A 22,803-nucleotide genomic window follows, 5' to 3' on the forward strand; every position below is an offset into this window, starting at 1 on the left:
GTGTAATTCAGGCGAACAGCGCGTCCAGCGACAGCGACGAGAAATCGTCGACGATGGCGATCACGTTGTCGAATTCGGCAAAGGCCTCGCGCGGCAGCGTGGTCGTGATCACGACCACGCGCATGCCGGCGCGGCGCGCGGCTTCCACGCCGAGGGGTGCGTCTTCGAAGACGATGCAATCGGCCGGCGCGGCGCCGCAGCGCTTTGCCGCTTCCAGGAACACGTCCGGATGCGGCTTGCCGCGCGGGACATCAAGCGCACCGACGACCGTCTCGAAATGGCGGCGCAGGTCCAGGCCGTCGAGCGTGAACTCGACGTTGGCCGGCGGCGCGGCGGTGCCGACCGCAAGCAGGATGCCTTGCGAGCGCGCGTCGGCGATCAGGTCCTCGAAGCCGTCGACGCTTTTGAGGTGCGGCGCATACAGCTCGCGGTACACGGCTTCCTTCTCGTGGTTGAGGGTGGCGACTTCATCGTCGTCCAGGTCCTCGCCCATGTGGGAGCGGATGATCTCCTTGCCCTGGCGGCCGGCCGTGGTGCGGAAGAATTCGTCCGCATCGATGGCGCGTCCGCGGCGCTCGAAGAAGGTGATCCACGATTGCGTATGGAAGGCCATGTTGTCGACGATGGTGCCGTCCATGTCGAAGATCAGTGCGCGCCGGGTTGGGCTCGTCGACGTCATCATGCGCTTGCGCCTGCGCCCACGCCTTGCTTCAGCGAGGCCGAAATGAAGTCGTCCAGGTCGCCGTCGAGCACGTTCTTGGTGTTGCCGGTCTCGAAGCCGGTACGCAGGTCCTTGATGCGCGACTGGTCGAGCACATAGGAGCGGATCTGGTGGCCCCAGCCGACGTCGGTCTTCGAGTCTTCCAGCTTCTGCTGCTCGGCCATGCGCTTGCGCAGCTCGAGTTCGAAAAGCTTGGCGCGCAGCATGTCCCAGGCTTCGGCCTTGTTGCGGTGCTGCGAGCGGTCGTTCTGGCACTGCACGACGATGCCCGACGGCGCGTGCGTCAAGCGCACCGCGGAGTCGGTCTTGTTGATGTGCTGGCCGCCGGCGCCGGATGCGCGGTAGGTATCGATACGCACGTCGGCCGGGTTGATCTCGATCTCGAAGGACTCGTCGACTTCCGGATACACGAACAGCGAGGTAAACGAGGTGTGGCGGCCGTTGGCCGAGTCGAACGGCGATTTACGGACCAGGCGGTGCACGCCGGTCTCGGTGCGCAGGTGGCCGTAGGCGTACTCGCCCTCGACCTTGATGGTCGCGGTCTTGATGCCGGCAACCTCGCCCTCGGACATTTCCATCACCTCGGCCTTGAAGCCCTTGCGCTCGCAGTAGCGCAGGTACTGGCGCAGCAGCATCGAGGCCCAGTCCTGGGCTTCGGTGCCGCCGGCGCCGGCCTGGATGTCGATGAAGCAGTTCGCATGGTCCATCGGGTTGCTGAACATGCGGCGGAATTCCATCTGCTCGATGACGGTCTTGATGCCTTCGAGGTCGGCTTCGACGGCTTCGATGGTGTCGTCGTCGCCTTCTTCGCGGCCCATCTCGAACAGGTCGGCACTGTCCGCGAGATCGGCTTTCGCCTTCTCGAGCGTGAGCACGACGCCTTCCAGCGCTTTCTTTTCCTTACCCAGATCCAGGGCCCGTTTCTGGTCGTTCCAGACGGTCGGATCTTCGAGTTCTTCGTTGACCTGCTCTAGTTTCTCTGCCTTCCGATCGAAGTCAAAGATACCTCCGAAGTTCGGCCTCGCGACCGGTCAGGTCGTTCAGCAGGGCGGCGATGGCGTTGATGCGTTCAGCTTCCATGATCTTGGCGTTTTGAATGAGTTGAATCGAACCTTCGATTATACCCCAGCGCCCAAGCAGCCGGTGCGCCTTGCTGCGCCAGGGGCGCCTGCCGTATCATCGGCCGAATTTCACTTGCCTTCCATCAGAAGATTCTCCATGCGCCACCTGAAACCTTGTCAGATCGTCATTGCCGTCCTCGCCACCCTGCCGGCCTTCGCCCATTCGGCGCCCGCCGCCCCGAAGGGCGCCAGCGCCACGCTCGCCGTCCTGGAAACCACCGACCTGCATTCGAACGTGGTCGGCTACGACTACTTCAAGCTGGCCGCCGAACCATCGATCGGCCTGGACCGCACGGCGCGCCTGATCGCGCAGGCGCGCGCCGAGTTCCCGAATACCGTCCTGTTCGACAATGGCGACACCATCCAGGGCAATGCGCTGGCCGACTGGCAGGCGCTCGTCAAACCGCTGCGCTGCGACCAGACGCTCGGCATCTACAAGGTCATGAACGCGCTCGAGTACGACGGCGCCTCGATCGGCAACCACGAATTCAACTACGGCCTGGCCTATCTCAGCCAGGTGACGGGCAGCCGCTTCAAGGTGGCGGGCGTGGATCAGCCGAAGCGCTGCGCCGGTCCCGTCTTCCCGCAGGTGCTGGCCAACGTCTACAGCGCGCGGACGAAGCAGCCGCTGTTCAGCCCTTATCGCATCGTCGAGAAGAAGCTCAGCGCGCACGACGCGCATGGCAAGCCGATCACCGCGACCGTCAAGGTCGGCATTATCGGCTTCACGCCGCCGACCATCATGTCCTGGGACAAGCGCTGGCTGGAAGGGAAGGTCTACACCACGGGCGTGCGCGAAGCGGCGCTGAAGTACATCCCGGAGATGCGCAAGAAGGGCGCGGACATCGTGGTGGCGATCGCCCACGGCGGCCTGGATGCCAATCCCTACACGCCGCAGATGGAAAACGCCGGCTGGTACCTGGCCCAGGTGCCGGGCGTGGACGCCATGCTGCTCGGCCATTCGCACCAGTTGTTCCCGAACGCGGCCAGCACTGCGCCGCAGTTCAACCTGCCGGGCGTCGACAAGGCGAAAGGCCTGGTGCACGGCGTGCCGACCGTGATGGCGAACCTGTGGGGCAAGCATCTGGGCGTGATCGCGTTGCAGTTGAAGGCCGACGGCAAGCGCTGGACGATCGAGAAGGACAAGACCGTCGTCGAAGCGCGCGCAGCCCAGAACGCGGACAAGCGTTTCGTGGCTGCCGACCCGGCCGTGATGGAACTGATTCGCGCCGAGCACGAGGCGACCATCGACTACGTGAAGACGCCGGTCGGCACTACCGACTTCCGCATGACGACCTATTTTGCGGACGTCGGCGATCCGTCGGCGCTGCAGGTCGTGAACGCAGCCCAGACGCAGTACGTGCAGAACTACATCGCCGCCAACCTGCCGCAGTACGCCAAGCTGCCGGTGTTGTCGATGTCGGCGCCGTTCAAGAGCGGCCTGGCCGGCGCCTTCGACTTCACCGACGTCCCGGCCGGGAACCTGGCGCTGAACAATGCGGCCGACCTCTACCTCTACCCGAACGCGCTGTACGCGGTGAAGATCGACGGCGCCGGCCTGAAAGCCTGGCTCGAGACCTCGGCGCGCCGCTTCAACACGATCGACCCGAGCAAGAGCACGACGCAGGAACTGGTCAACGCCACGGTGCCGAGCTATAACTTCGACACCCCGACCTCGCAGGAGATCAGCTACGAGATCGACGTGACGCAGCCACCCGGCGCGCGCATCCGCAAGCTGGCGCTGCGCGGCGTGCCGGTCGCACCTGGCCAGGAATTCATCGTCGCCACCAACAACTACCGCGCCAGCGGCGGCGGCAACTTCCCGGGCCTGGACGGCAGCAAGACCATTCTTGCCTCGCCCGACACCAGCCGCGACGTGCTGATCGCGTATGTCCGCGACGTCAAAAAGCTGAGCCGCGCCACGCACGGCAGCACGCGCAGCTGGCGCTTCACGCAGGTGAGGACGGCCGGTCCCGTGGTCTTCCATTCCGCGCCCGGCATGCTCGAGCTGGCACGCGAAGCGGGACTGGACAACGTGCGCGAGGCGCAAGCCGACGACGGCCTGGGCAAGGGCTTCGCGCTGTACGAACTGGATCTGTCGAAGTGAAGGCGCTGCTGCTGGCGCTGACGCTGGCCGGCGCCGTGCAGGCTGCGGAGCCTGTGCCGGATGCGCAGGCGGCCTACGGCCAGGCCCTGGCCTACCGCAACGGGACGGGCGTCGCGCCGGATGCGGCCCTGGCCGCGCGGTGGATGGAAACGGCGGCGCGCGCCGGACTGCCGCAGGCGATGTTCACGCTGGCGAACATGCTGGCGGCGGGGGAGGGCGTCGCACGCGACGAGGCGGCGGCGCGGCGCTGGCTGGAGCAGGCCGCCGATCTCGGCCATCCGGCCGCGCTGCAGGAACTGGCCTTGCGCGAACCGGACCCGCGCAAGGCGGAGCTGCTGATGCGCCAGGCGGCGCATGCGCTACAGCACGTATCGAATTAACCGGTGGGCACGGGGCGCCCACCCGACGTTCAATGCTCGTTCGAGGCTTCGATCTCGCTGGCCGCGATCGCGGCCAGGTCCATCAGGGCTTCCAGCTCCGCGGCGCGCAGCTTGCGCGGCTCGCGGTCGATCACGCACAGCGTTCCCATCGCCATGCCCGCGCTGTCGCGCAGCGGCACACCGGCGTAGAAGCGCATGTGCGGCGCGGCCAGCACCAGCGGGTTGCCCGAGAAACGGGCGTCGCTGATCGCGTCTTCGACCACGAAGGGGCCGTCCTGCAGGATCGCATGGGTGCAGAAGGCCCATTCGCGCGGCGTCTGCTGGGCCGGCAGGCCGACGCGCGCCTTGAACCACTGGCGGCGCGCGGTAAGCAGGGAGATCAGGGCGATCGGCGACTCGGTGACTTTCGATGCCAGGCGCACGATGCGGTCGAAACGGTCTTCCGGCGGGCTGTCCACCAGACCCGTCGCGGCCAGCGCGGCGAGGCGCTGCGCTTCTTCTTCGGGCACCGGGAAGCCAGGCTCCGGGTTGGGCAGGAATTCGGGGTCGGTCGGCGTCGGCGGCTGGCGTCGTTCCGGCGCGCCCGGCTGGCCCGCGACCCTGGTCATCAGCGCACGGATGTGGCTCTCGCGGGTGCGGCGGTGTCCGCCCGGCGTTTTCCATGACTCGATCGCACCGCTTTCCATCCAGAGCTGGACGGTGCTGGTCGCCACGCCAAGCAATCGCGCGGCGGCGCTGGTGGTCAGGATTGGATCCTCTTCCATTAAATTGCTGTTCATCAATATTCCTAAGTTTATTGAAGTATAGCCGATTTGATGAATCTATTCGATGTCTGCTTGCATTCGACGAAAAGTGATGATTCGGGCAACAAAGTCGTGACTTTTGGTTGCAAATTGGAAATTGATCATTCAGAATCCGAGCGATTTCATCAATATTCGGCCCTGTATTGCAGGGCTCGCATTCCAGAAGGAGACGATGTGAAGCTTTCCCAATACAGCCTGGCGGCGCGCCTGTTCGGCGCCTTTGCCCTGGTCCTGCTGGTCACCGTCACGCTGGCCGTGTTCGCGATCGTGCGTGTGAACAGCATCGAGGCCAGCCTGAACGATGCCGAGACCTTCCGCGCCACCCGCCTCGAGCCGCTCTACGAAGCGCGCGAAGCGCTGGACCAGACGGGTATCGCCGCGCGCAATGCCTTCATCTTCCAGGACCCCGCCGCGGCCGCGCGCGAACTCGACCTCGTCGACGCGCGCAAGGCCGAATACCTGGCCGCGCTGGCCAGGCTCGATCCGCTCCTGAAGGACGACGCCGCCTACCGCAAGGTGCGCGCCGGGATGACGGCGATGGCGGGCGAACTGGAACGTCCGCGGCGCTTCCGCACGGCGGGCCAGATGGAAGCCTTCGGTACCTTCCTGGTGCAGGAATGCAGCCCGCTGCGGCGCCAGATCGTGGCCGATATCGACGCCTTGCTGAAGGACCTGCAGGCCCAGACCACCGCCGGCGGCGCCGCGGCCGCCGCCGAGGCCTCGGGCGCGCGCTACTGGATCACGGGCCTGTCGGTGCTGTGCGCGCTGCTGTGCGCCGTCATCGGCGCCGCCGTCGCGCGCAGCCTGATCGGCCAGCTCGGCGGCGAACCGGCCTACGCCACCGGCGTCGCCAGCGCCATCGCCCAGGGCCAGCTGCAGCACCAGGTCGACACCAGGCGCGCCCGTCCGGCCAGTCTGTTGTACGCGATGAGCACGATGCGCGACAGCCTGTCCGGCATCGTGACCCGGGTGCGCGGCGGTACCGACGCCATTGCCTCGGCCTCGGCCCAGATCGCCAGCGGCAACCTCGATCTCTCCAGCCGCACCGAGACCCAGGCCGCCGCGCTGGCGCAGATCGCGGGCTCGATGAAGCAGCTGATCGAATCGGTCCAGCTGAACGCGGACTACGCGGCCCAGGCCAGCAGGCTTGCCGGCGAGGCGTCGAAGGTCTCGCAGGAAGGCGGCGCCGCGGTCGACGGCGTGGTCGCGACCATGAACCTGATCCACGAATCCTCGCGCCGCATCGAGGACATCATCTCGGTCATCGACGGCATCGCCTTCCAGACCAATATCCTGGCCCTGAATGCGGCGGTGGAAGCGGCGCGTGCGGGCGAGCAGGGGCGCGGCTTCGCGGTGGTGGCCAGCGAAGTGCGCAACCTGGCGCAGCGCTCGGCGGCGGCGGCGCGCGAGATCAAGGGGCTGATCGAGGATTCGGTAAGCAAGGTCGGCGCCGGCACGGTGCTGGTCGGGCAGGCCGGCGACACGATGCGCAAGGTGGTGACGGGTGTGCAGCGCGTGACCGACATCATGGGCCAGATCTCGGATGCCACGCGCACGCAGAGTGCGGGCATCGAGCAGGTGGACCAGGCCATCGTGCGCCTGGACGAGATGACGCTGCAAAATGCGGCGCTGGTGGAGGAAGCCTCGGCCGCGGCGCAGTCGCTGCGCCAGCAGGCCGACCAGCTGGCGAGCGTCGTGAATACCTTCCAGCTGGAAGACGGCGGACGGCACCCGCGTTCGCGCGATCTGGTGCCGGTCGCCTGAGGCCCGGCGTTTAGGCGGACGCCAGCGCCAGCTGCTGCGCTGCCGCGCGCGGGCGTGCCGCGCCGGCGCTTGGGGCGGCAGCTTCGTCCAGCTTGAAGGTGCTGACCACCTGGGCCAGGCGCGCGGCCTGGTCCTGCATCGATTCCGCCGCGGCGGCGGCCTCTTCGACCAGGGCCGCGTTCTGCTGGGTGACGCTGTCCATGTCGACGATCGCGCTGTTGACCTGCTCGATGCCGGCGCTTTGCTCTTCGCTGGCATTGGCGATGTCGGCCATGATGCCGGTCACGTGCTCGATGCTGCGCACGATCTCGTTCATGGTGGCGCCGGCGCGGTCGACCTGCTTCGCGCCCGCTTCGACATTCCCGACCGAGTCGTCGATCAGGGCCTTGATTTCCTTGGCGGCGCTGGCCGAGCGCTGGGCCAGGTTGCGCACTTCGCCGGCGACGACCGCGAAGCCGCGGCCCTGTTCGCCGGCGCGCGCCGCTTCCACGGCGGCATTCAGCGCCAGGATGTTGGTCTGGAAGGCGATGCCGTCGATGACGCTGATGATGTCGACGATCTTGCGCGAGGACTCGTTGATCGAGCCCATGGTCGCCACGACTTCGGCCACCACGGCGCCGCCTTCGCCGGCGATCGCCGCCGCGTTGCGGGCCAGCTTGTTGGCTTCGCGGGCGTTGTCCGCGTTCTGGCGCACGGTCGAGGTCAATTCTTCCATCGAAGAGGCGGTTTCCTCGAGCGAGCTGGCCTGCTGTTCGGTGCGTGCCGAGAGGTCGGCGTTGCCGTTGGCGATTTCGTTCGAGGCGGTGGCAATCGCCCCGGTACCGCTGCGCACGTGGCCGACGATGCCGGCCAGCGCGGTCGACATGCTGGCGAGCGCGCGCAGCAGGTCGCCGGTTTCGTCGCGCTCGGTGGCGGCGGCGCGGCTGGTCAGGTCGCCGCGCGCGACGCGCTGGGCGAAGCCGACCGCATGGCGCAGCGGCACGGTGATCGAACGGGTGATGAAGTAGGCGCAGCCGATGCCCAGCAGCAGGGCGGCCAGGCCGAGGGCGATCAGGATGACGCGGGTGTGCGAGTAGGAGTCGAGGATAGCGGCCGCGACGCCGTCGGCGGCTTCGATCTGCATCTTGGCCAGCTTGTTCATCTCGGCAAGGAAGGTAGCGCTCAGCGGGGTCAGTTGTTCAGCATAGATCTTGCCGGCGCCTTCGACGTCACCGCTGCGCTTGGCTTCAAACAGGGCGTTGCGCGCCTTCAGGTAGGGCTCGCGCGCGGCCTTGACCACGGCGAACTGGGCGCGCACGGCTTCGTTGCGCAGCGAGGCTTCCACCTCGTCCTGCAGGACAGTAGAGCGCGCCGAGACTTCCTTCATGCGCGCGGAGACTGTTTCGATCACGGCGGTATCGGTGCTGACGTAGGCAGTTTGCAGCATTGCGCTGTTCAGCTCGATCAACTTGCCCCATTCGGCCACGTTGCGCTGGTTCTTGATGCTGGTATGCACGAGGCGATTGGTCATGTCGCCGGCTTCCTGCATGCGCAGCAGGGCGGTGACTGTCACCGCCAGCAGCAAGGCCAGGACGAGGGCGAATCCGGCGCCCAGGCGGACACCGATCTTGAGGTTCTTCACGTTGGATTCCTGATGAATGGCGGCGCGCGGGCCGCGGTTGAACTCGGGAGTATCAGGAGCTGGCCGGCGTGGCGACGCCCGCAGCTCCTGTAACCGCGAGTATATCAGTCAAGGGGGAATAAATGATGCCGTGCAGCAAAATTGCAACATCGATTGATGATGCCGATGTTGCAATTGAGTTGATATCAATGCAATTGCTTCTTATCGGGCTGGACGAGGATGAAAGGGTGGACAACCGAGGCCCACAGGGCGGCGCCGCAGGCGCTCCAGGTCTGGGCCTGCAGGTCGGATACCTTGGCGACCTTGCCCTCAGCCATCCAGTGGCTGATCTTGTCCTTGTCGTCGTGCGAGATGCGGACGGCGACGTCGATCAGGTCGAGTTCTTCGCTGACGTAGATCACGTTGCCCTGGGCGAAGTGGCGCTCCAGCTCGCTCCAGGCGATGCGGCCGGTTTCGCGGTTGATCTTGTCGTGCAGTTCGGTGTCGTTCTCGGGTTTCGTTTTCATGCTTTTCAATTTGGAGTCACATCGGTTCGACCGTCGGAACCGGCGAACCCGCCCATGTTAACCGATAGGCCGCTCCTCTGCGCACATTGCCCACCAGGGCGGGGCGGAAGCAGGCAAGGTTGGTGCCTTGCGGCGCACGCACGCTTGGGTAGATCACACCCATGGAGCCGAGCTCGAGCAGGGTGTTCGCCAGCTCCTGCGAGGCGACGTAGCTGCTCGGGTCGAGGCAGCCGGCGAAACCGCGCATGCCGCGGATGTCGTGGAAGCCGGCATTGAAGTCGGCCAGCATGGCCTGGTAGGTGACGCTGTCGTCGAAGCGATTGATTTCCTGGTATTCGACGGCTTTGTGAAAACTGACTTCGGCCAGCGCCGTGTCGGCGTCGAAAGCGCAATACCAGGCGCCGCGCCTGCCGTCGTTGAAGCGGCTTCCCTCGGGCCGGGCATAGGTATAGGCCGCGTTGATGATGCGGAAGTTCGGCAGGCCGAACACGAGTTCGTCCACGCCGATCCCGGGCAGCAGGCCGGCCTCGCCGCGCAGGCGTTCGTTGGTGGCGTTGTCGAGCTCGAACAGGTCGCGCAGGGTGGCGTCGCTGTCGGCCAGCGGCGCCAGCACCGAGTCCTCGAGATCGGCAAAGCGCGAGGGCAGCAGGCGGCAGGTGTCGAACTGGCGCAGCGCGGTCAGTTTGGGAAGATGGGGCAAGATCAGAGGCCTCCGCGGCGCGCGTCGAGCAGCTGGCGCACCGTCTGCATGGCCAGCAGGCCGCCACCGAGCATCACGGCCAGCGGCGTGCGGCCGCCGAATATAATGTTCGTATTCGGCAGGTGCACCCATTCGTCGGCCAGCTTGTCGCCGTACAGGATGTGCAGGGCTTTATAGATGCCGAGCAGGTAGGAGATGCGGGTGATGCGGTCGACTTCGAGTACCCGGTCCGGATTCTTCTTCCAGTCGTAGAAGGAGGACGCGCCCAGGCCGCCGAGCAGTTCGCGCGCATCTTCGTCGCGCAGCTGCCAGGCGGCGGCCAGCTTGAAGAAGCCGGTCAGGGCCGACTTCGACAGGCGCTCGCGCTCGGCGCGCGAGTTCAGGTCCACCAGCACGGCCGGCTCGAAGCGGCTTTTCGGATAGGAATAGGCCAGGTTCATTATTTCCTCCAGTTCTGGAGTATTTATACTCCGTTTCCGGAGTGGGTGCAACTGGCGGTTGTCAAGCCGTGTACACCGTGACAGAATTGGCGCCGAGTTGTCGAAAGGAAAATGTTCGAAAGGAAAGGTACTCCTATGCGCTGGCGTTCCGCGGGACTCTTCTTACTGGTGCTGGCCTGCGTTGCGGCGGCGGCGCTTGCCGTCGCGCGCGGCTCGCGGGTCGCACCCGGCGACCTGCGCCAGCAGGTGATCGCGGCCGAGCGCGCGTTTGCCGCCAGCATGGCCAGGCGCGATTTCGATGCCTTCACCGACCATCTGTCGCGTGAAGCGGTGTTCATGCGGCCGGGCGGGGCATTGCGCGGCAAGGAAGACGTGGCCCAGGGCTGGCGGCCGTATTTCGACAAGCCGGACGCGCCGTTTTCCTGGTCGCCGGAGGAGGTCGAGGTGCTGGCCTCGGGGACGCTGGCCTTTAGCAGCGGGCCGGTGCGCGATGCGGCGGGCAAGCAGGTCGGGCGTTTCAATTCGGTGTGGCGGCTGGAAGGGCCGGGGACCTGGCGGGTGGTGTTCGATCGGGGGTGTGATTGCGGGAGGTAGCGGTGCGCTAAGGATGTACCGCGTGCGCATGAATGCGCACCCTACGTGGCCGTTGTAGGGTGCGCATTCATGCGCACGCGGTATCACCGTTGGATCATCGGCGAAATATCAATCCGCCGTCGCGCCCGACACCTTCACCGTCTGCCCCCACTTCGCCGTCTCGCTGCGAATGAACTCCGCGAACTGCTCCGGCTTCTCGCCATGCGGCTCGGCGCCTTGCTCGGCCAGCTTCTTCTTGACTTCCGGATCGGCCAGCGCTTTCAGGATCGAGGCGTTCAGCTTCGCGATCACCGGCGCCGGCGTCGCGGCCGGGGCCAGGATGCCGAACCAGGAGGTGGCGCTGTAGCCCGGCACGCCGGATTCGGCGATGGTCGGCACGTCCGGCAGGGCCGGCGAGCGGGTCGGCGTGGTCACCGCGATCGGGCGCAGCTTGCCGGCGCGGACGTGGCCGATCACCGAGGGCATGTTGTCGAACATGATGGCGGTCTGGCCGCCCAGCAGGTCGGTCAGCGCCGGCGCGCTGCCTTTATACGGGATGTGTTGCATCTCGACGCCGGCCATCTGCTGGAACATCTCGCCCGACAGGTGGATCGAGGTGCCGCTGCCGGACGAGGCGAAGGTGACCTTGCCCGGATTGCCCTTCGCATACGCGATCAGCTCCTTCACCGTCTTGAATGGCTGCGACGGGTTCGCCACCAGCAGGTTCGGCACCAGCGCCACGCGCGTGACCGGCGCGAAGTCCTTGATCGGATCGAAGGGCATCTTCTTGTACAGGCTCTGGTTGATGGCGTGGGTGCCGACGGTGCCCATCAGGATCGTGTAGCCGTCCGGCGCCGCACGCGCCACCATCTGGGCGCCGATGTTGCCGCCGGCGCCGGGACGGTTGTCGATGACGACCGGCTGGCCCAGGTCCTTGGCCATGAACGCACCGACCACGCGCGCCAGGATGTCCGTGGTACCGCCGGGCGAGAAGGGCACGATCATGGTCAGGCCTTTCGACGGGAAGGCCTGGGCCTGGGCGGCGAGCGGCGCCAGCGCGATAGCGCCGGTGGCCAGCATGGCCAGGGCAAGGGTGCGGCGCTTGGGTTGAGAAGTCTTCATGGTGGTCTCCAGGATGTTGTTGTGGTTGGAAGGCAGTGCTAATCAGATTGGCGCGACGCCCAGCGTGGTGCCGCCGCAGACGTAGAGCACCTGGCCGGTGACGAAGCCATTTTCCGGCGCCAGGAAGAACAGCGCCGCGCGGGCCACGTCCTCGGGCGTGCCGATGCGCTTGACGACGATGCTGTCGAGGATGCGCCGGGTTTGCGGCGCGCCTTCGGGATTACTGTTCTTGAAGAGTTCGGTGGCGATCGGCCCCGGTGCGACCGCGTTGACGGTGATGCCGTCGGCGCCCAGTTCCTGGGCCAGGGTGCGCGTCAGGCCGATCAGGCCGGCCTTGGTGGCGGAATACACGATGCGTTCGGGCTTGCCGAGCGCGGCGCGCGAGGAAACGTTGACGATGCGGCCCTGCTTGCTGGCACGTAGCGTCGGCAGGCAGGCCTGGGTCAGCAGGATCGGCGCGCGCAGGTGCAGGCCGACGACGTCGTCGAGGTCGGCCATGCTCGCGCTCCCGATGCTGCCCGGACGGGTCGCGCCGGCGTTGTTGACGAGCGCGGTGACGTTGTACTGTGCCGCAATCTGGCGCGCGGCGGCCTCGATCTCGTCCTGCCTGCTCAGGTTGGCCTGCAGCGAGACTAGCTGGTCATGGTGCCAGGCGGGCGCCTGGACATCGAGATTCAGGACGCTGCGGCCCTGCGCCAGCAGCGCCTCGCAGATGGCGCGGCCGATGCCGGAACTGCCGCCGGTGACCAGGGTGAACTGCCGTGCTTCGATCATGCATTGCGCTCCTCGAAACGGCCGGGCGACGATACCCGGCGCGGGTCGATATTAGCATGTCGATAGCAGTTGATGAGCGCCGGGACATGCGTGCCAGGTGGATGCAAATTACGGTGCGGATGTAGAACCGCACGAAAACGCGTGGGCATGCCCACCCTACGATATGCACCAGCCACGGATGGTGGCGCACCGTACGGGGTCATTGTGGCCAATGGCCGCAATGACGGGTTCACCGGGCATGCCCACGCGGTAGGACGTGAACGTTTAGACCGGCTCGGCGTGCTCCACCAGCAACTGCACCTTGGTCACCCCGTTGTACTCGTTCGCATCGAGCCGGAAGGCCACGCGCGCGCGCTCGCCCAGGCCTTCGGTATGCCCGAACCAGATCGCGTCGTAGCGCCTTCCGTTCCGCTCCAGCAGCAATTTGAGATGCTTTTCCTTCAGGATGCGCTGGCTCAGCACGCGGAATTCGTCGCAGAACACGGGCGGCGCGAAACCCTGGCCCCAGACCTGGCCGTCGCACAGTTCGATGAAGGAAGTCGAATAAAACTCGTCTTCGAGCGGACCGTCGGTCTCGATCACGCGCTCGAGCTGGGCCTGGGTCAGCCAGGCACGCCCGACGGCTTCGAAGGCCTGCTGGAAGGCGTCGAAGGACTCGAGCTTGATGGTGAGGCCGGCCGCCATCGCGTGGCCGCCGAACTTCTCGATCAGGCCGGGCACGCGCTTGGACACCAGGTCGAGCGCGTCGCGCATGTGAAAGCCGGGGATCGAGCGTCCCGAACCCTTGATCAGGCCGGGGCCGCCCGGTGCAAAGGTGATCGTCGGCCGGAAGAACTTCTCCTTCAGGCGCGAGGCGACGATGCCGATCACGCCCTGGTGCCAGCCTTCGTCGAACACGGCGATGGTGCTGGCGTCCGCCGGCTCGAAAGCGTCCAGGTGCAGCAGGGCCGTGTCCTGCATCTCGGCCTCGATCTCGCGGCGCTTGAGGTTGATTTCGTTGAGCTGCTGGGCGATGGCCCAGGCGCGGCCTTCGTCGTCGGTGGTGAGGCACTCGATCCCGAGCGCCATGTCTTCCAGGCGCCCGGCCGCGTTCAGGCGCGGGCCGACCGCAAACCCCAGGTCGAAGGGCGAGGCATTGCGCGCCTCGCGACCGGCCACGCGGAACAGGGCCGCCACGCCGGCGTGCATGCGGCCGGCGCGCATGCGCTTGATCCCCTGGGCGACCAGTATGCGGTTGTTGGTGTCGAGTTTCACGACGTCGGCCACGGTGCCGAGGGCCACCAGGTCGAGCAGATTGTCCAACTTGGGCTGGCTTTGCGCATCGAACACGCCACGCCGGCGCAGCTCGGCGCGCAGGGCCAGCAGCACATAGAAGACCACGCCGACGCCGGCCAGGTTCTTGCTCGGGAAGCCGCATTCCGGCTGGTTCGGATTGACGATCACGCGCGCCGGCGGCAGCGTGTCGCCCGGCAGGTGGTGGTCGGTGACGACGACTTCGATGCCGCGTTGGTTCGCCGCCAAGACGCCGTCAACGCTGGCGATGCCGTTGTCGACGGTGACGATGATGTCGGGCGATTTCTCGCGCACGGTCAATTCGACGATGTCGGGCGTCAGGCCGTAGCCGTGCACCACGCGGTCGGGCACGATGTAGTCGACCTCGGCGCCCATCGCGCGCAGGCCGCGCAGGGCCGTGGCGCAGGCGGTGGCGCCGTCGCAGTCGTAGTCGGCGACGATGGTCATCTTCTTGCGCGCGGCAATCGCATCGGCCAGGAAGACGGCCGCGGCGTCGATGTGTTTCAGGCCGCTCGGCGGCACCAGGGCCGTCAGTTCGCAGGACAGTTCACGCACGTCGACCAGGCCGCGCGCGGCGTAGATGCGGGCCAGGACAGGGTGCACCCCGCCCTGGCGCAGCAGTTCGGACTGGCGGAAGGGGCAGGGACGAGTGGAAATACGGGTTTTCAAAGCAGGCTATCCAGGCTGATACGGCGCCAGAAGGCGCGTTGCGCCAGGGCGGTGGTGGTGAATTCGGCAAGCGCGTCGCGGTGGCTCAGCAACAGGCGCACCTGGCCGATGCCGCTGCGGCGCGTCTTCAAGGCATCCAAGATGGGTGCGAACAGCGCGGCTTCAAGTTGCTGCAGCTGCGCGACCCAGCCGCCCCAGTCGGCGCCGACCGCGTAGGGAGCGGCGCTGGCGCAGTACAGGATGGTTTCGCCGCCGGCACTGGCGGCAAACTGCGCGAGGTCCGCCGGGCGCTCGGCTGCAATCGCGTTCATCACGCCACCCGCGTCAAAGGCGGCCAGCTTGGGGCTGTTTGGTGCCGGCAGGCGGCTCGCTTCGGCCGCGCCCCAGGCCCAGAAGGCGTTCACCGGCGGCAGCCGGCGCGCCTCGCGTGCCGCGTTGACCGGGTGGGTGTGCCACAGGATCTGGACTTCGTTCTGCAGGCGCCGGAAGGCCGCCGCGCGCTCGCCGCTCGGCATCCAGTCGGTCAGGTCCATGCCCAGCGCCGCCTCGGGGGTAGCGGTATCGAGTCCCGCCCAGTCGTCGGCGCGCATGAACCAGGTCTTGGGGTCGCCGTAGACCAGCGCGTGGCCGGCTTCCTCGAAATAGGGCAGGGCAGTCTCGAACAGTGCACGGCTTTCGGCATCCGAAAGCCCGAGATAGCGCGGGTCGCCCATCATCAGGTGGGTGCGCGCGATCTCGATATGGATCGGATTGACGATGAACCAGGTACCCACCTCGGGCTGGATGCCGAAAGCGCGCATCGCGGCCGCCGCCCAGGCCGGCCGGCCGCTGTCGGTCAGCCCGAGCGCCTGCGCCAGCCATTGCTCGTGCGGCAAGGCGCGCACCGCATCGTTCAGCGCTACGCGCTGGCGGCTGCTGGTACGGCTCAACAGGGCGCTCAATGCAGGCGCTTGCAGGGAGCGCACCAGGTCGGGAGCGAACTCGGGAATCGGAAGGGCGAAGGGAAGGACGACGGTAAGCTGGGACATACCCGACATTGTAGGCCAAATGAGGCCGGCAAGCGACGCCGCGGGCCGTCCTCAAGGCGGCCCGAGCGGGGTTTCAGGTGCGAAATCGATTCCTCGCGTGCTGTCACGGATGAGCTTCTTGTGGCAAACTGCGGGGTCGGTTGTCAAACACTTAAATTCATGAGCATCATCTACAAGCTGCCGTATGAAGCCCTGGTCGGCCTGCGCTACACGCGCGCCGGCAAGCGCAGCGGCCGCAACCGCTTCATTTCCTTCATTTCGATGATCTCGGTGGCCGGCATCGCCCTCGGCGTGGCGGCCCTGATCGTCGTGCTGTCGGTGATGAACGGCTTCCAGAAAGAGGTCACCGACCGCATGCTGTCGGTGTTGGCCCATGTCGAGGTCTACGACGTGCGCGGCGCCATGCCGGACTGGCGCGCGGTCGGGCGCGAAGCCGCAAAGAATCCGCAGGTCGTGGCCGCCGCGCCCTTCGCCGACGTGCAGGGCATGCTGCTGCGCGACGGCGTGATGAAGCCGGCCCTGCTGCGCGGGATCATCCCGGGGGAGGAAACCAGGGTGTCGGAAGTAGGGCGCCAGATGCGCCAGGGCAGCCTGGACAAGCTGACGCCGGGCTCGATGAACATCGTGCTGGGCAGCGCGCTGGCCAAGTCGCTCGAGGTCACGGTCGGCGAGCGCGTCACCATGTTGCTGGGCACCGTGGGCAATGCCGGCGGGGCACCAAGCGCGCCGCGCACCCAGGCCTTCACGGTGGTCGGCATCTTCGAGGCCGGCCACTACGAATTCGATTCCACGCTCGCTTTCGCCTACCTGGACGACGCCGTGGCGGCCGCGCGCATCCAGGGCCCGGCCGGCGTGCGCCTGCACCTGCGCGACATGCACGCGGCGCCGCGCGTGGCGGCCGAGCTGCGCCGCAGCCTGGGCAGCGAGGTGGTGCTGCGCGACTGGTCGCAGGTGAACCCGGTCTGGTTCGCCGCCGTCGAATCGCAAAAGCGCATGATGTTCATCATCCTGGCGATGATCATCGCGGTGGCTGCCTTCAACCTGGTCTCGACCCTGGTGATGACGGTGAAGGACAAGCAGTCCGACATCGCGATCCTGCGCACGCTGGGCGCCTCGCCGCGCTCGATCATGAAGATCTTCATCGTGCAGGGCACGCTGGTCGGCCTGCTCGGCAGCGCGCTGGGTGTGCTGCTGGGCGTGACGGTGGCGCTCAATGTCGACGTGATCGTGCCCTTCATCGAGCGCCTGTTCGGGATCCAGTTCCTTTCGAAGGAGATCTACCTGATCAGCGAGATCCCGTCCGAACTGCGCTGGCCGGACGTGGCCAGTATCGGCGGCCTGGCCGTGCTGCTGGCCTTCCTGGCGACCATCTACCCGAGCTGGGCGGGCGCGCGCGTGAAACCGGCGCAGGCGCTACGCTACGAATGAGAACAACAGTATGAGCATCATCCACAAACTGCCCTTCGAGTGGCTGGTCGGCCTGCGCTACACGCGTGCGGGCAAGGGCAGCGACAACAGTGGTTTCATCTCCTTCATCTCCCTGATCTCGGTGGCGGGCATCGCGCTCGGCGTCGCGGCCCTGATCATCGTGCTCTCGGTGATGAACGGCTTCCAGAAGCAGGTAACCGACCGCATGCTGTCGGTGCTGGCGCATATCGAAGTCTTCGACGCCGCCGGCAGCATGCCGCAATGGCAGGCGGCGTCGAAGGAAGCGCTGCGCAATCCGAACGTGCTGGGCGCGGCGCCTTTTGTCCAGAGCGAGGCGCTACTGCAGCAGGCCGACGGCGCGATGCGTCCGGCCGTGGTGCGCGGCATCCTGCCGGCAGCGGAGCGCAATGTGTCCGAAGTGGCCAACACCATGCGCCAGGGCCGCATCGACAGCCTCACGCCGGGCAGCTTCAACATCGTGCTCGGCTATGCGCTGGCCGGCGCGCTCAACCTGCACGTCGGCGACAAGGTCACCATGCTGCTGGCGCAGGCCCAGGCCACGCCGGCCGGCCTGCTGCCGCGCATGCGCACCTTTACGGTGTCGGGCATCTTCGAGGCCGGCCACGCCGAGTTCGACGCCGGCATGGCCTTCATCAGTTTGCAGGACGCCGAGAAGATGGAGCGCCTCGATGCGCCCGCCGGCCTGCGCCTGCGCATCAGGGACATGCACGCCGCGCCCCAGGTGGCGCAAGAGCTGAAAAAATCGATGTCGGGCGAGCTGGTGATGCGCGACTGGTCGCAGCTGAACGCGGTCTGGTTCGGCGCCGTACAGACCGAGAAGAAGATGATGTTCATCATCCTGACCCTGATCGTTACGGTGGCCGCCTTCAACCTGGTCTCGACCCTGGTGATGACGGTGACCGACAAGCAGGCCGACATCGCCATCCTGCGCACGCTGGGCGCTTCGCCGCGTTCGATCATGAAGATCTTCATGGTCCAGGGCGCGGTGGCGGGCCTGCTCGGCACCGTGCTGGGCGTGGGCGGCGGGGTGCTGGTCGCGCTGAACATCGACGTCATCGTTCCATTCATTGAACAGTTATTGGGAGTGCAGTTCTTGTCCAAGGATATTTACCAATTCACGGCCGTACCGTCCGAGCTGCGCTGGCCGGACGTGGCCAGCATCGGCATCGTCTCCGTGATCCTGGCCTTTGCCGCCACGCTGTATCCGAGCTGGTCGGCTTCGCGCGTGAAACCTGCGGAGGCGCTGCGCTATGAGTGATGCGTTGAACACTCCCGTTTTGGCCTGCCGCGGCCTGAGTAAAACCTTCAAGCAGGGCGACTATCAGGTGCAGGTGCTGGACAAGATCGATTTCTCGATCGGGCGCGGCGAGCGCGTGGCGATCGTCGGCGCTTCCGGTTCGGGCAAGTCGACGCTGCTGCACCTGCTGGGCGGCCTGGATACGCCGACCGGCGGCTCGGTGACCCTGCTGGGCGAGGACTTCGCGACCCTGTCCGAAGCGCGCCGCGGCGACCTGCGCAATTCCTCGCTCGGCTTCGTCTACCAGTTCCACCACCTGCTGCCGGAATTCTCGGCGCTGGACAACGTGGCCATGCCGCTGATGATCCGGCGCGAGAAACGCGCGCAGGCTGTCGAGCAGGCGCAGGCGATCCTGGCGCGCGTGGGCCTGGCCAAGCGGGTCGTGCACCGTCCGGGCGAACTCTCCGGCGGCGAACGCCAGCGCGTGGCGCTGGCGCGCGCCCTGGTCACGCAGCCGGCCTGTGTGCTGGCCGACGAGCCGACCGGTAACCTGGACCACACGACGGCGCTCGTGATCTTCGACCTGATGCTGGAACTGTCGCGCACCCTGGGCACGGCCTTCGTCATCGTCACCCACGACATGGAGCTCGCCCGCCGCTGCGACCGCGCGCTGCGCCTGACCGAGCACGGGCTGGTGCCGCTGGAGGCATAAGCCATGTGGATCGACACCCACTGCCACCTGGACGCGCACGAGTTCGGCGCTGCTTCGCTAGCGGTGGCCGGGCAGGCGCGTGCAGCCGGGGTGTCGATGATCGTGATCCCGGCCGTCGAGCGCGCGAATTTCGAGACCGTCGCGCAACTGGCGCATGCCGCGCCGAACGCCAGCTACGCGCTCGGCATCCACCCGATCTATGTACCGCAGGCGCGCGACGAAGACCTGGTGTCACTGCGTGCGGCGGTCGAAAAGGCGATGATTGACCCGCGCTTCGTGGCGATCGGCGAGATCGGGCTCGACTTCTTCATCCCCATGCTGTGCGAGCCGGCCATGCGCGAGAAGCAGGAACGCTTCTTCCGCGAGCAGCTGCGCATCGCGCGCGACTTCGATCTGCCGGTGCTCACCCATGTGCGGCGCTCGCAGGACCAGGTGCTGAAACACCTGCGCCAGATCCAGCCGGCAGGCGGCATCGCCCATGCCTTCAACGGCAGCGAGCAGCAGGCGAATACCTTCATCAAGCTCGGCCTGCACCTGGGCTTCGGCGGCGCCATGACCTTCACCCGCGCGTTGCAGATCCGGCGCCTGGCCGCCAGCCTGCCCTTGGAACGGATCGTGCTGGAAACCGATGCGCCGGACATCTCGCCCAGCTGGATCCACCCGGCGCGCAACAGCCCGGAGCAGCTACCGCGGATCGGCGCGGCGTTGGCCGAGTTGCGGGGCACGGACCCGGCCGAGGTGGCACTCGGCACCTGGCGCAGCTCCCTGGCCGCGATCCCCCGTTTGCAGGCGCTGCTGGCGGAATAAACCGGCCGTTCGGCGGAACTATTTGCGCCGGCCGAACTCTGCTGTGCAGGCAACCAGACGACGGTCCAGGTCGTACAAAGTTCGCCACATTCTCCCTGGACACGATGATTCACCGCAACCAGGTATTGTCGGGTTCGTGGGACCATGGCCCTTTCGGCATGGGAGACGATTTTGGACAGCGCGAGTGCCTTCCTGCGGGTGCTGCGGCACGAACAGTCACTGAGCACGGCGCACCGCGCGCTCCGCCTGCGCCTCGCGCATGCCGAGGAGTTGATCGAAGACGCGCTGCTGCCGCAGCAGATCGTGGGCAGCGAGTCCATCTGCGGCGGTATCGAGTACCGCGTGGCCTGCGTCTCCAGCGATCCGGCACTGGCGCTGAAACACTTCATCGCGCTGCCGGCCGAAGTCCAGATCGTCACCGACCGCGGCGCCTTGCGCAGCATCTGCGGCATCGTCACCGAAGCGCGCGCCGGCGACAGCGACGGCGCCCTCACCAGCTACCAGCTCGTCTTGCGCGACGCGCTGGCCATCATGGAAAGGCGCGTCAACAGCCGCATCTTCCGCAACCAGAACGAGCTGGCCATCGTCCAGGTCCTGTTCGACGAATGGCGCCACGCGAACGCGGTGCTCGCCGGCGCCTTCGAGTACGAACTCGATCCACTGCTCGACCTTGCCCACGCATCTTCCGTTTATCCGGCACGCGAACAGACCATGCAGTACAACGAGTCCGATGCCGCTTTTGTCCGCCGCCTGCTGCGCCGGCGCGGCATCTCCTGGTGCGTGCGTCCGGGCCGCAGCCGCGCCAGCGCCGTCGACCCCGAGCACGACCGCATTCCGGCCCACACCCTGGTCCTGTTCGGGGACGGTGCCAAGCTGCCGCGCAACGCCGCCGGGACCGTGCGCTTTCATCGCGACGACGCCACCGGGGAACGCGACACCATCACCGCCTGGAGCGCGGCGCGCACGCTGCAGCCCGGTCTCGCGTCGCGCCACAGCTGGGACTACAAGCATCCGGGCGGCGAGCGCTTCATGGCTACCGGCGCGCGCGCCGAATTCGACCAGGGCAGCCACGGCAACGCGCTCGCGGCCAGCCTCGACGACTACCTGCTCGATACTCCGCACGCCGGCAGCGACGGCGAAGACCACGCGCGCCTGGGCCAGCTGCGCATGGCGCGCCACGGCCTCGAGGCCAAGTGCTTTCATGGCGAGGGAACCGTGCGCGACTTCTGCGCGGGCCAGTATTTCACACTGGACGGCCATCCCGAGATCGACGGCCATCCCGAAACCGAGCGCGAGTTCCTGATCACCGAACTGCACGCCAGCGTGCGCAACAACCTGCCGGGCGACATGCACCTGCGCGCCGAGCAGCTGCTGGCCCGCTCCGGCTGGGCTGCGCCACTGGGCAGCGCGCCGGTGCAGGTGCGCTTCACGGCAATCCGGCGCGGCGTGCCCGTGGTGCCGGCCTTCGATCCGCGCGTCGACCTGCCGCATCCACAACTGCAAAGCGCGATCGTCGTCGGTCCCGCCAACGAAGAGGTGCATTGCGACAGCCTGGGCCGCATCAAGATCCGCTTCCCCGGCATGCGCACGCGCGACCACGAACATGCGCACGGGGCCGGCGCCTCCGGCTCGCCGCTCGACTCGGCCTGGGTGCGCGTTGCCTCGAACTGGGCCGGCAACGGTCCCGGCAGCCACCAGCAGAACGGCAGCATCAGCCTGCCACGCGTGGGCAGCGAAGTGCTGGTGGCCTTCCTCGGCGGCGACCCCGACAAACCGATCGTCCTGGCCCAGCTCTTCAACGGCCAGGCCACCCCGCCGGCCCTGAGCCCGAACGGCGAGCTGCCGGGCAATCGCTACCTGTCCGGCCTGCGTTCGCGCGAAGTCGGTGGCCGCCGCGGCAGCCAGCTGCGCTTCGACGACACCCGCGGCGAGATCGGCGTGCAGGTGGCCAGCGACCATGGGGCATCCGAACTGAACCTCGGCTGGCTGACGCGTCCGCGGGCGAATGGCGAGGGCAAGGCACGGGGCGAGGGCGCGGAGCTGCGCAGCGATCATGCGGTGGCGATCCGGGGGAAGAAGGGGGTGCTGGTCAGCGCCGAGGCGGCGTCGAACGAAGGTGGCCAGCAGCTTTCCCGCGGCGGCCTGCTGGGGCTGGCGCAACTCATGCAAAGCGTGGCCGACGAGATGGCGAAGCTGGCCGAGCACCATGCCGGTGACGAGCAGGCCAGCGGGCGCCTGGCCGAACTGGCGGACAAGATCAGGGCCTGGGACGAGGGCAGCAATGTAGCGCCGGGAACGCCGGGCGGGAACGGGGGCGCGCCCATCGTCGCCGTGACGGCGCCCGCCGGTGTCGTGCTGGCGAGCCAGCAGAACGTGGCGCTCGGAGCGGAAAAAAAGGTGGACGTGGTCAGCGGCGGCGATACGCAAGTCTCCGCCGGCCGCAACATTTTCGTGCGCGCGGCGCGCGGCATCAGCGCATTCGCCCATGCGCTCGGCGTCAAGCTGGTCGCCGCGGACGGCGACGTGACGCTGGAGGCGCGGCGGGGCAGTGTCCTGGTGCGGTCCCACAAGCGCATCAGCCTGATCTCGTCGGAGGCCATCCACATCGAGGCGCCGCTGGTGCGGATCGTCTCGCGCGGCGCGCAGACCGAATGGGCGGACGGGACGATCACCCAGCAAGGAAGCGGCAAACATATCATCAAGGCTTCGGCTATCGTGCACGCAGGGCCGGGCGGCGGCACGCCGACGACGCTCGATTTCTCGAAATCGAACATCCGCACCGACGAGCGCATGGTGCTGCGCGACTTGCAGACGCGCGATCCGATTCCCCTGCAGCGCTATATCGCGCACCTCGAGGACGGCAGCACGATCGCCGGCACCAGCGACGAGGATGGCCGCACCTCCCTGGTCCAGAGCGCCACGCTCGGACCTGTTCGCTTCGAACTGCTTGACTGAACGCCGGCCAGCAGGTCTTGC

At 67.0% G+C, this 22,803-nt stretch carries 20 protein-coding genes; 9 read left to right on the top strand and 11 right to left on the bottom strand.

Annotated elements, in window-relative coordinates; all coding sequences use genetic code 11:
* Window positions 1-7: 7 nt before the first annotated feature.
* Both C2862_RS00380 and prfB read right to left on the bottom strand, forming a co-directional pair.
* Complete coding sequence (locus C2862_RS00380) at window positions 8-682, bottom strand: HAD family phosphatase (RefSeq protein WP_229467226.1); 675 nt, start codon at window positions 680-682, stop codon at window positions 8-10.
* Window positions 679-1,801, bottom strand: a protein-coding gene (prfB, locus tag C2862_RS00385) for a peptide chain release factor 2 (RefSeq protein ID WP_136218137.1) whose coding sequence is annotated in 2 segments (ribosomal slippage) — window positions 679-1,719 and window positions 1,721-1,801 — 1,122 coding nt in all. Because the reading frame shifts where the segments join, the coding sequence is not laid out codon by codon here. The genes C2862_RS00380 and prfB overlap by 4 nt, the downstream gene beginning before the upstream one ends.
* 138 nt (window positions 1,802-1,939) lie before the next feature.
* On the opposite strand from prfB, the gene C2862_RS00390 reads away from it, so the two are divergent.
* Complete coding sequence (locus C2862_RS00390; protein ID WP_136218138.1) at window positions 1,940-3,949, top strand: bifunctional 2',3'-cyclic-nucleotide 2'-phosphodiesterase/3'-nucleotidase; 2,010 nt, start codon at window positions 1,940-1,942, stop codon at window positions 3,947-3,949.
* Complete coding sequence (locus tag C2862_RS00395) at window positions 3,946-4,329, top strand: tetratricopeptide repeat protein (protein WP_136218139.1); 384 nt, start codon at window positions 3,946-3,948, stop codon at window positions 4,327-4,329. The genes C2862_RS00390 and C2862_RS00395 overlap by 4 nt, the downstream gene beginning before the upstream one ends.
* 29 nt (window positions 4,330-4,358) lie before the next feature.
* Here C2862_RS00395 and C2862_RS00400 read toward each other — a convergent pair whose 3' ends face one another.
* On the bottom strand, window positions 4,359-5,108 hold the full coding sequence (locus tag C2862_RS00400; RefSeq protein WP_136218140.1) for a GAF domain-containing protein: 750 nt from the start codon (window positions 5,106-5,108) through the stop codon (window positions 4,359-4,361).
* Window positions 5,109-5,306: 198 nt separating this feature from the next.
* Here C2862_RS00400 and C2862_RS25955 point away from each other — a divergent pair, with 198 nt between their 5' ends.
* Entirely contained in the window at window positions 5,307-6,896 is a 1,590-nt protein-coding gene (locus tag C2862_RS25955) for a methyl-accepting chemotaxis protein (RefSeq protein WP_307723527.1), read from the top strand.
* A gap of 10 nt (window positions 6,897-6,906) precedes the next feature.
* Here the strand turns inward: C2862_RS25955 and C2862_RS00410 are convergent, their stop codons facing one another.
* From C2862_RS00410 to C2862_RS00425, 4 genes are all read right to left on the bottom strand, one after another.
* Window positions 6,907-8,517 carry a methyl-accepting chemotaxis protein gene (locus C2862_RS00410; RefSeq protein ID WP_136218141.1) on the bottom strand — a complete coding sequence of 537 codons (1,611 nt, stop codon included), beginning with the start codon at window positions 8,515-8,517 and terminating at the stop codon, window positions 6,907-6,909.
* Window positions 8,518-8,702: 185 nt separating this feature from the next.
* Complete coding sequence (locus tag C2862_RS00415; RefSeq protein WP_136218142.1) at window positions 8,703-9,023, bottom strand: DUF2288 domain-containing protein; 321 nt, start codon at window positions 9,021-9,023, stop codon at window positions 8,703-8,705.
* Window positions 9,024-9,039: 16 nt separating this feature from the next.
* Window positions 9,040-9,723 (bottom strand): RES family NAD+ phosphorylase, encoded by a 684-nt coding sequence (locus C2862_RS00420; protein ID WP_136218143.1) that lies wholly within the window; start codon window positions 9,721-9,723, stop codon window positions 9,040-9,042.
* A gap of 2 nt (window positions 9,724-9,725) precedes the next feature.
* Window positions 9,726-10,163 (bottom strand): MbcA/ParS/Xre antitoxin family protein, encoded by a 438-nt coding sequence (locus tag C2862_RS00425; protein ID WP_136218144.1) that lies wholly within the window; start codon window positions 10,161-10,163, stop codon window positions 9,726-9,728.
* A 135-nt stretch (window positions 10,164-10,298) separates the two neighbouring features.
* Between C2862_RS00425 and C2862_RS00430 the strand changes: the two genes are divergently transcribed.
* Entirely contained in the window at window positions 10,299-10,757 is a 459-nt protein-coding gene (locus tag C2862_RS00430) for a DUF4440 domain-containing protein (RefSeq protein ID WP_136218145.1), read from the top strand.
* A gap of 108 nt (window positions 10,758-10,865) precedes the next feature.
* On the opposite strand, the gene C2862_RS00435 is transcribed toward C2862_RS00430, so the two are convergent.
* The 4 genes from C2862_RS00435 to C2862_RS00450 form a co-directional block, all read right to left on the bottom strand.
* The gene (locus tag C2862_RS00435) at window positions 10,866-11,858 is read right to left on the bottom strand and encodes a tripartite tricarboxylate transporter substrate binding protein (protein ID WP_136218146.1); all 993 of its coding nucleotides are present in this window, start codon (window positions 11,856-11,858) and stop codon (window positions 10,866-10,868) included.
* A gap of 42 nt (window positions 11,859-11,900) precedes the next feature.
* On the bottom strand, window positions 11,901-12,632 hold the full coding sequence (locus C2862_RS00440; protein ID WP_136218147.1) for an SDR family NAD(P)-dependent oxidoreductase: 732 nt from the start codon (window positions 12,630-12,632) through the stop codon (window positions 11,901-11,903).
* Window positions 12,633-12,896: 264 nt separating this feature from the next.
* A complete protein-coding gene (gene recJ / locus C2862_RS00445) occupies window positions 12,897-14,594 on the bottom strand; it encodes a single-stranded-DNA-specific exonuclease RecJ (RefSeq protein WP_136218148.1) in 1,698 nt (565 codons plus the stop codon).
* Entirely contained in the window at window positions 14,591-15,622 is a 1,032-nt protein-coding gene (locus C2862_RS00450; protein WP_136218149.1) for a hypothetical protein, read from the bottom strand. The genes recJ and C2862_RS00450 overlap by 4 nt, the downstream gene beginning before the upstream one ends.
* A gap of 159 nt (window positions 15,623-15,781) precedes the next feature.
* On the opposite strand from C2862_RS00450, the gene C2862_RS00455 reads away from it, so the two are divergent.
* The 5 genes from C2862_RS00455 to C2862_RS00475 all read left to right on the top strand — a co-directional run bounded on the left by C2862_RS00455 (window position 15,782) and on the right by C2862_RS00475 (window position 22,782).
* Window positions 15,782-17,050 (top strand): lipoprotein-releasing ABC transporter permease subunit, encoded by a 1,269-nt coding sequence (locus C2862_RS00455; RefSeq protein WP_136218150.1) that lies wholly within the window; start codon window positions 15,782-15,784, stop codon window positions 17,048-17,050.
* Between the two features lie 10 nt (window positions 17,051-17,060).
* Entirely contained in the window at window positions 17,061-18,329 is a 1,269-nt protein-coding gene (locus tag C2862_RS00460; RefSeq protein WP_136218151.1) for a lipoprotein-releasing ABC transporter permease subunit, read from the top strand.
* Complete coding sequence (lolD, locus tag C2862_RS00465) at window positions 18,322-19,020, top strand: lipoprotein-releasing ABC transporter ATP-binding protein LolD (RefSeq protein WP_136218152.1); 699 nt, start codon at window positions 18,322-18,324, stop codon at window positions 19,018-19,020. The genes C2862_RS00460 and lolD overlap by 8 nt, the downstream gene beginning before the upstream one ends.
* Window positions 19,021-19,023: 3 nt before the next feature.
* On the top strand, window positions 19,024-19,827 hold the full coding sequence (locus C2862_RS00470) for a TatD family hydrolase (RefSeq protein ID WP_136218153.1): 804 nt from the start codon (window positions 19,024-19,026) through the stop codon (window positions 19,825-19,827).
* Window positions 19,828-19,998: 171 nt separating this feature from the next.
* Entirely contained in the window at window positions 19,999-22,782 is a 2,784-nt protein-coding gene (locus tag C2862_RS00475; protein WP_210735823.1) for a type VI secretion system Vgr family protein, read from the top strand.
* Window positions 22,783-22,803 lie beyond the last annotated feature (21 nt).

It is taken from the genome of Massilia sp. Mn16-1_5 (assembly GCF_004798585.1).
Lineage (GTDB): Bacteria > Pseudomonadota > Gammaproteobacteria > Burkholderiales > Burkholderiaceae_D > Telluria.

Bases quoted from the DNA above. Each gene is read 5' to 3' on its own strand.
- C2862_RS00380 (WP_229467226.1), bottom strand. From the start codon at position 682: ATGATGACGTCGACGAGCCCAACCCGGCGCGCACTGATCTTCGACATG.
- C2862_RS00390 (WP_136218138.1), top strand. From the start codon at position 1,940: ATGCGCCACCTGAAACCTTGTCAGATCGTCATTGCCGTCCTCGCCACC.
- C2862_RS00400 (WP_136218140.1), bottom strand. From the start codon at position 5,108: ATGAACAGCAATTTAATGGAAGAGGATCCAATCCTGACCACCAGCGCC.
- C2862_RS00415 (WP_136218142.1), bottom strand. From the start codon at position 9,023: ATGAAAACGAAACCCGAGAACGACACCGAACTGCACGACAAGATCAAC.
- C2862_RS00425 (WP_136218144.1), bottom strand. From the start codon at position 10,163: ATGAACCTGGCCTATTCCTATCCGAAAAGCCGCTTCGAGCCGGCCGTG.
- C2862_RS00430 (WP_136218145.1), top strand. From the start codon at position 10,299: ATGCGCTGGCGTTCCGCGGGACTCTTCTTACTGGTGCTGGCCTGCGTT.
- C2862_RS00435 (WP_136218146.1), bottom strand. From the start codon at position 11,858: ATGAAGACTTCTCAACCCAAGCGCCGCACCCTTGCCCTGGCCATGCTG.
- C2862_RS00440 (WP_136218147.1), bottom strand. From the start codon at position 12,632: ATGATCGAAGCACGGCAGTTCACCCTGGTCACCGGCGGCAGTTCCGGC.
- C2862_RS00450 (WP_136218149.1), bottom strand. From the start codon at position 15,622: ATGTCCCAGCTTACCGTCGTCCTTCCCTTCGCCCTTCCGATTCCCGAG.
- C2862_RS00455 (WP_136218150.1), top strand. From the start codon at position 15,782: ATGAGCATCATCTACAAGCTGCCGTATGAAGCCCTGGTCGGCCTGCGC.
- C2862_RS00460 (WP_136218151.1), top strand. From the start codon at position 17,061: ATGAGCATCATCCACAAACTGCCCTTCGAGTGGCTGGTCGGCCTGCGC.
- lolD (WP_136218152.1), top strand. From the start codon at position 18,322: ATGAGTGATGCGTTGAACACTCCCGTTTTGGCCTGCCGCGGCCTGAGT.
- C2862_RS00470 (WP_136218153.1), top strand. From the start codon at position 19,024: ATGTGGATCGACACCCACTGCCACCTGGACGCGCACGAGTTCGGCGCT.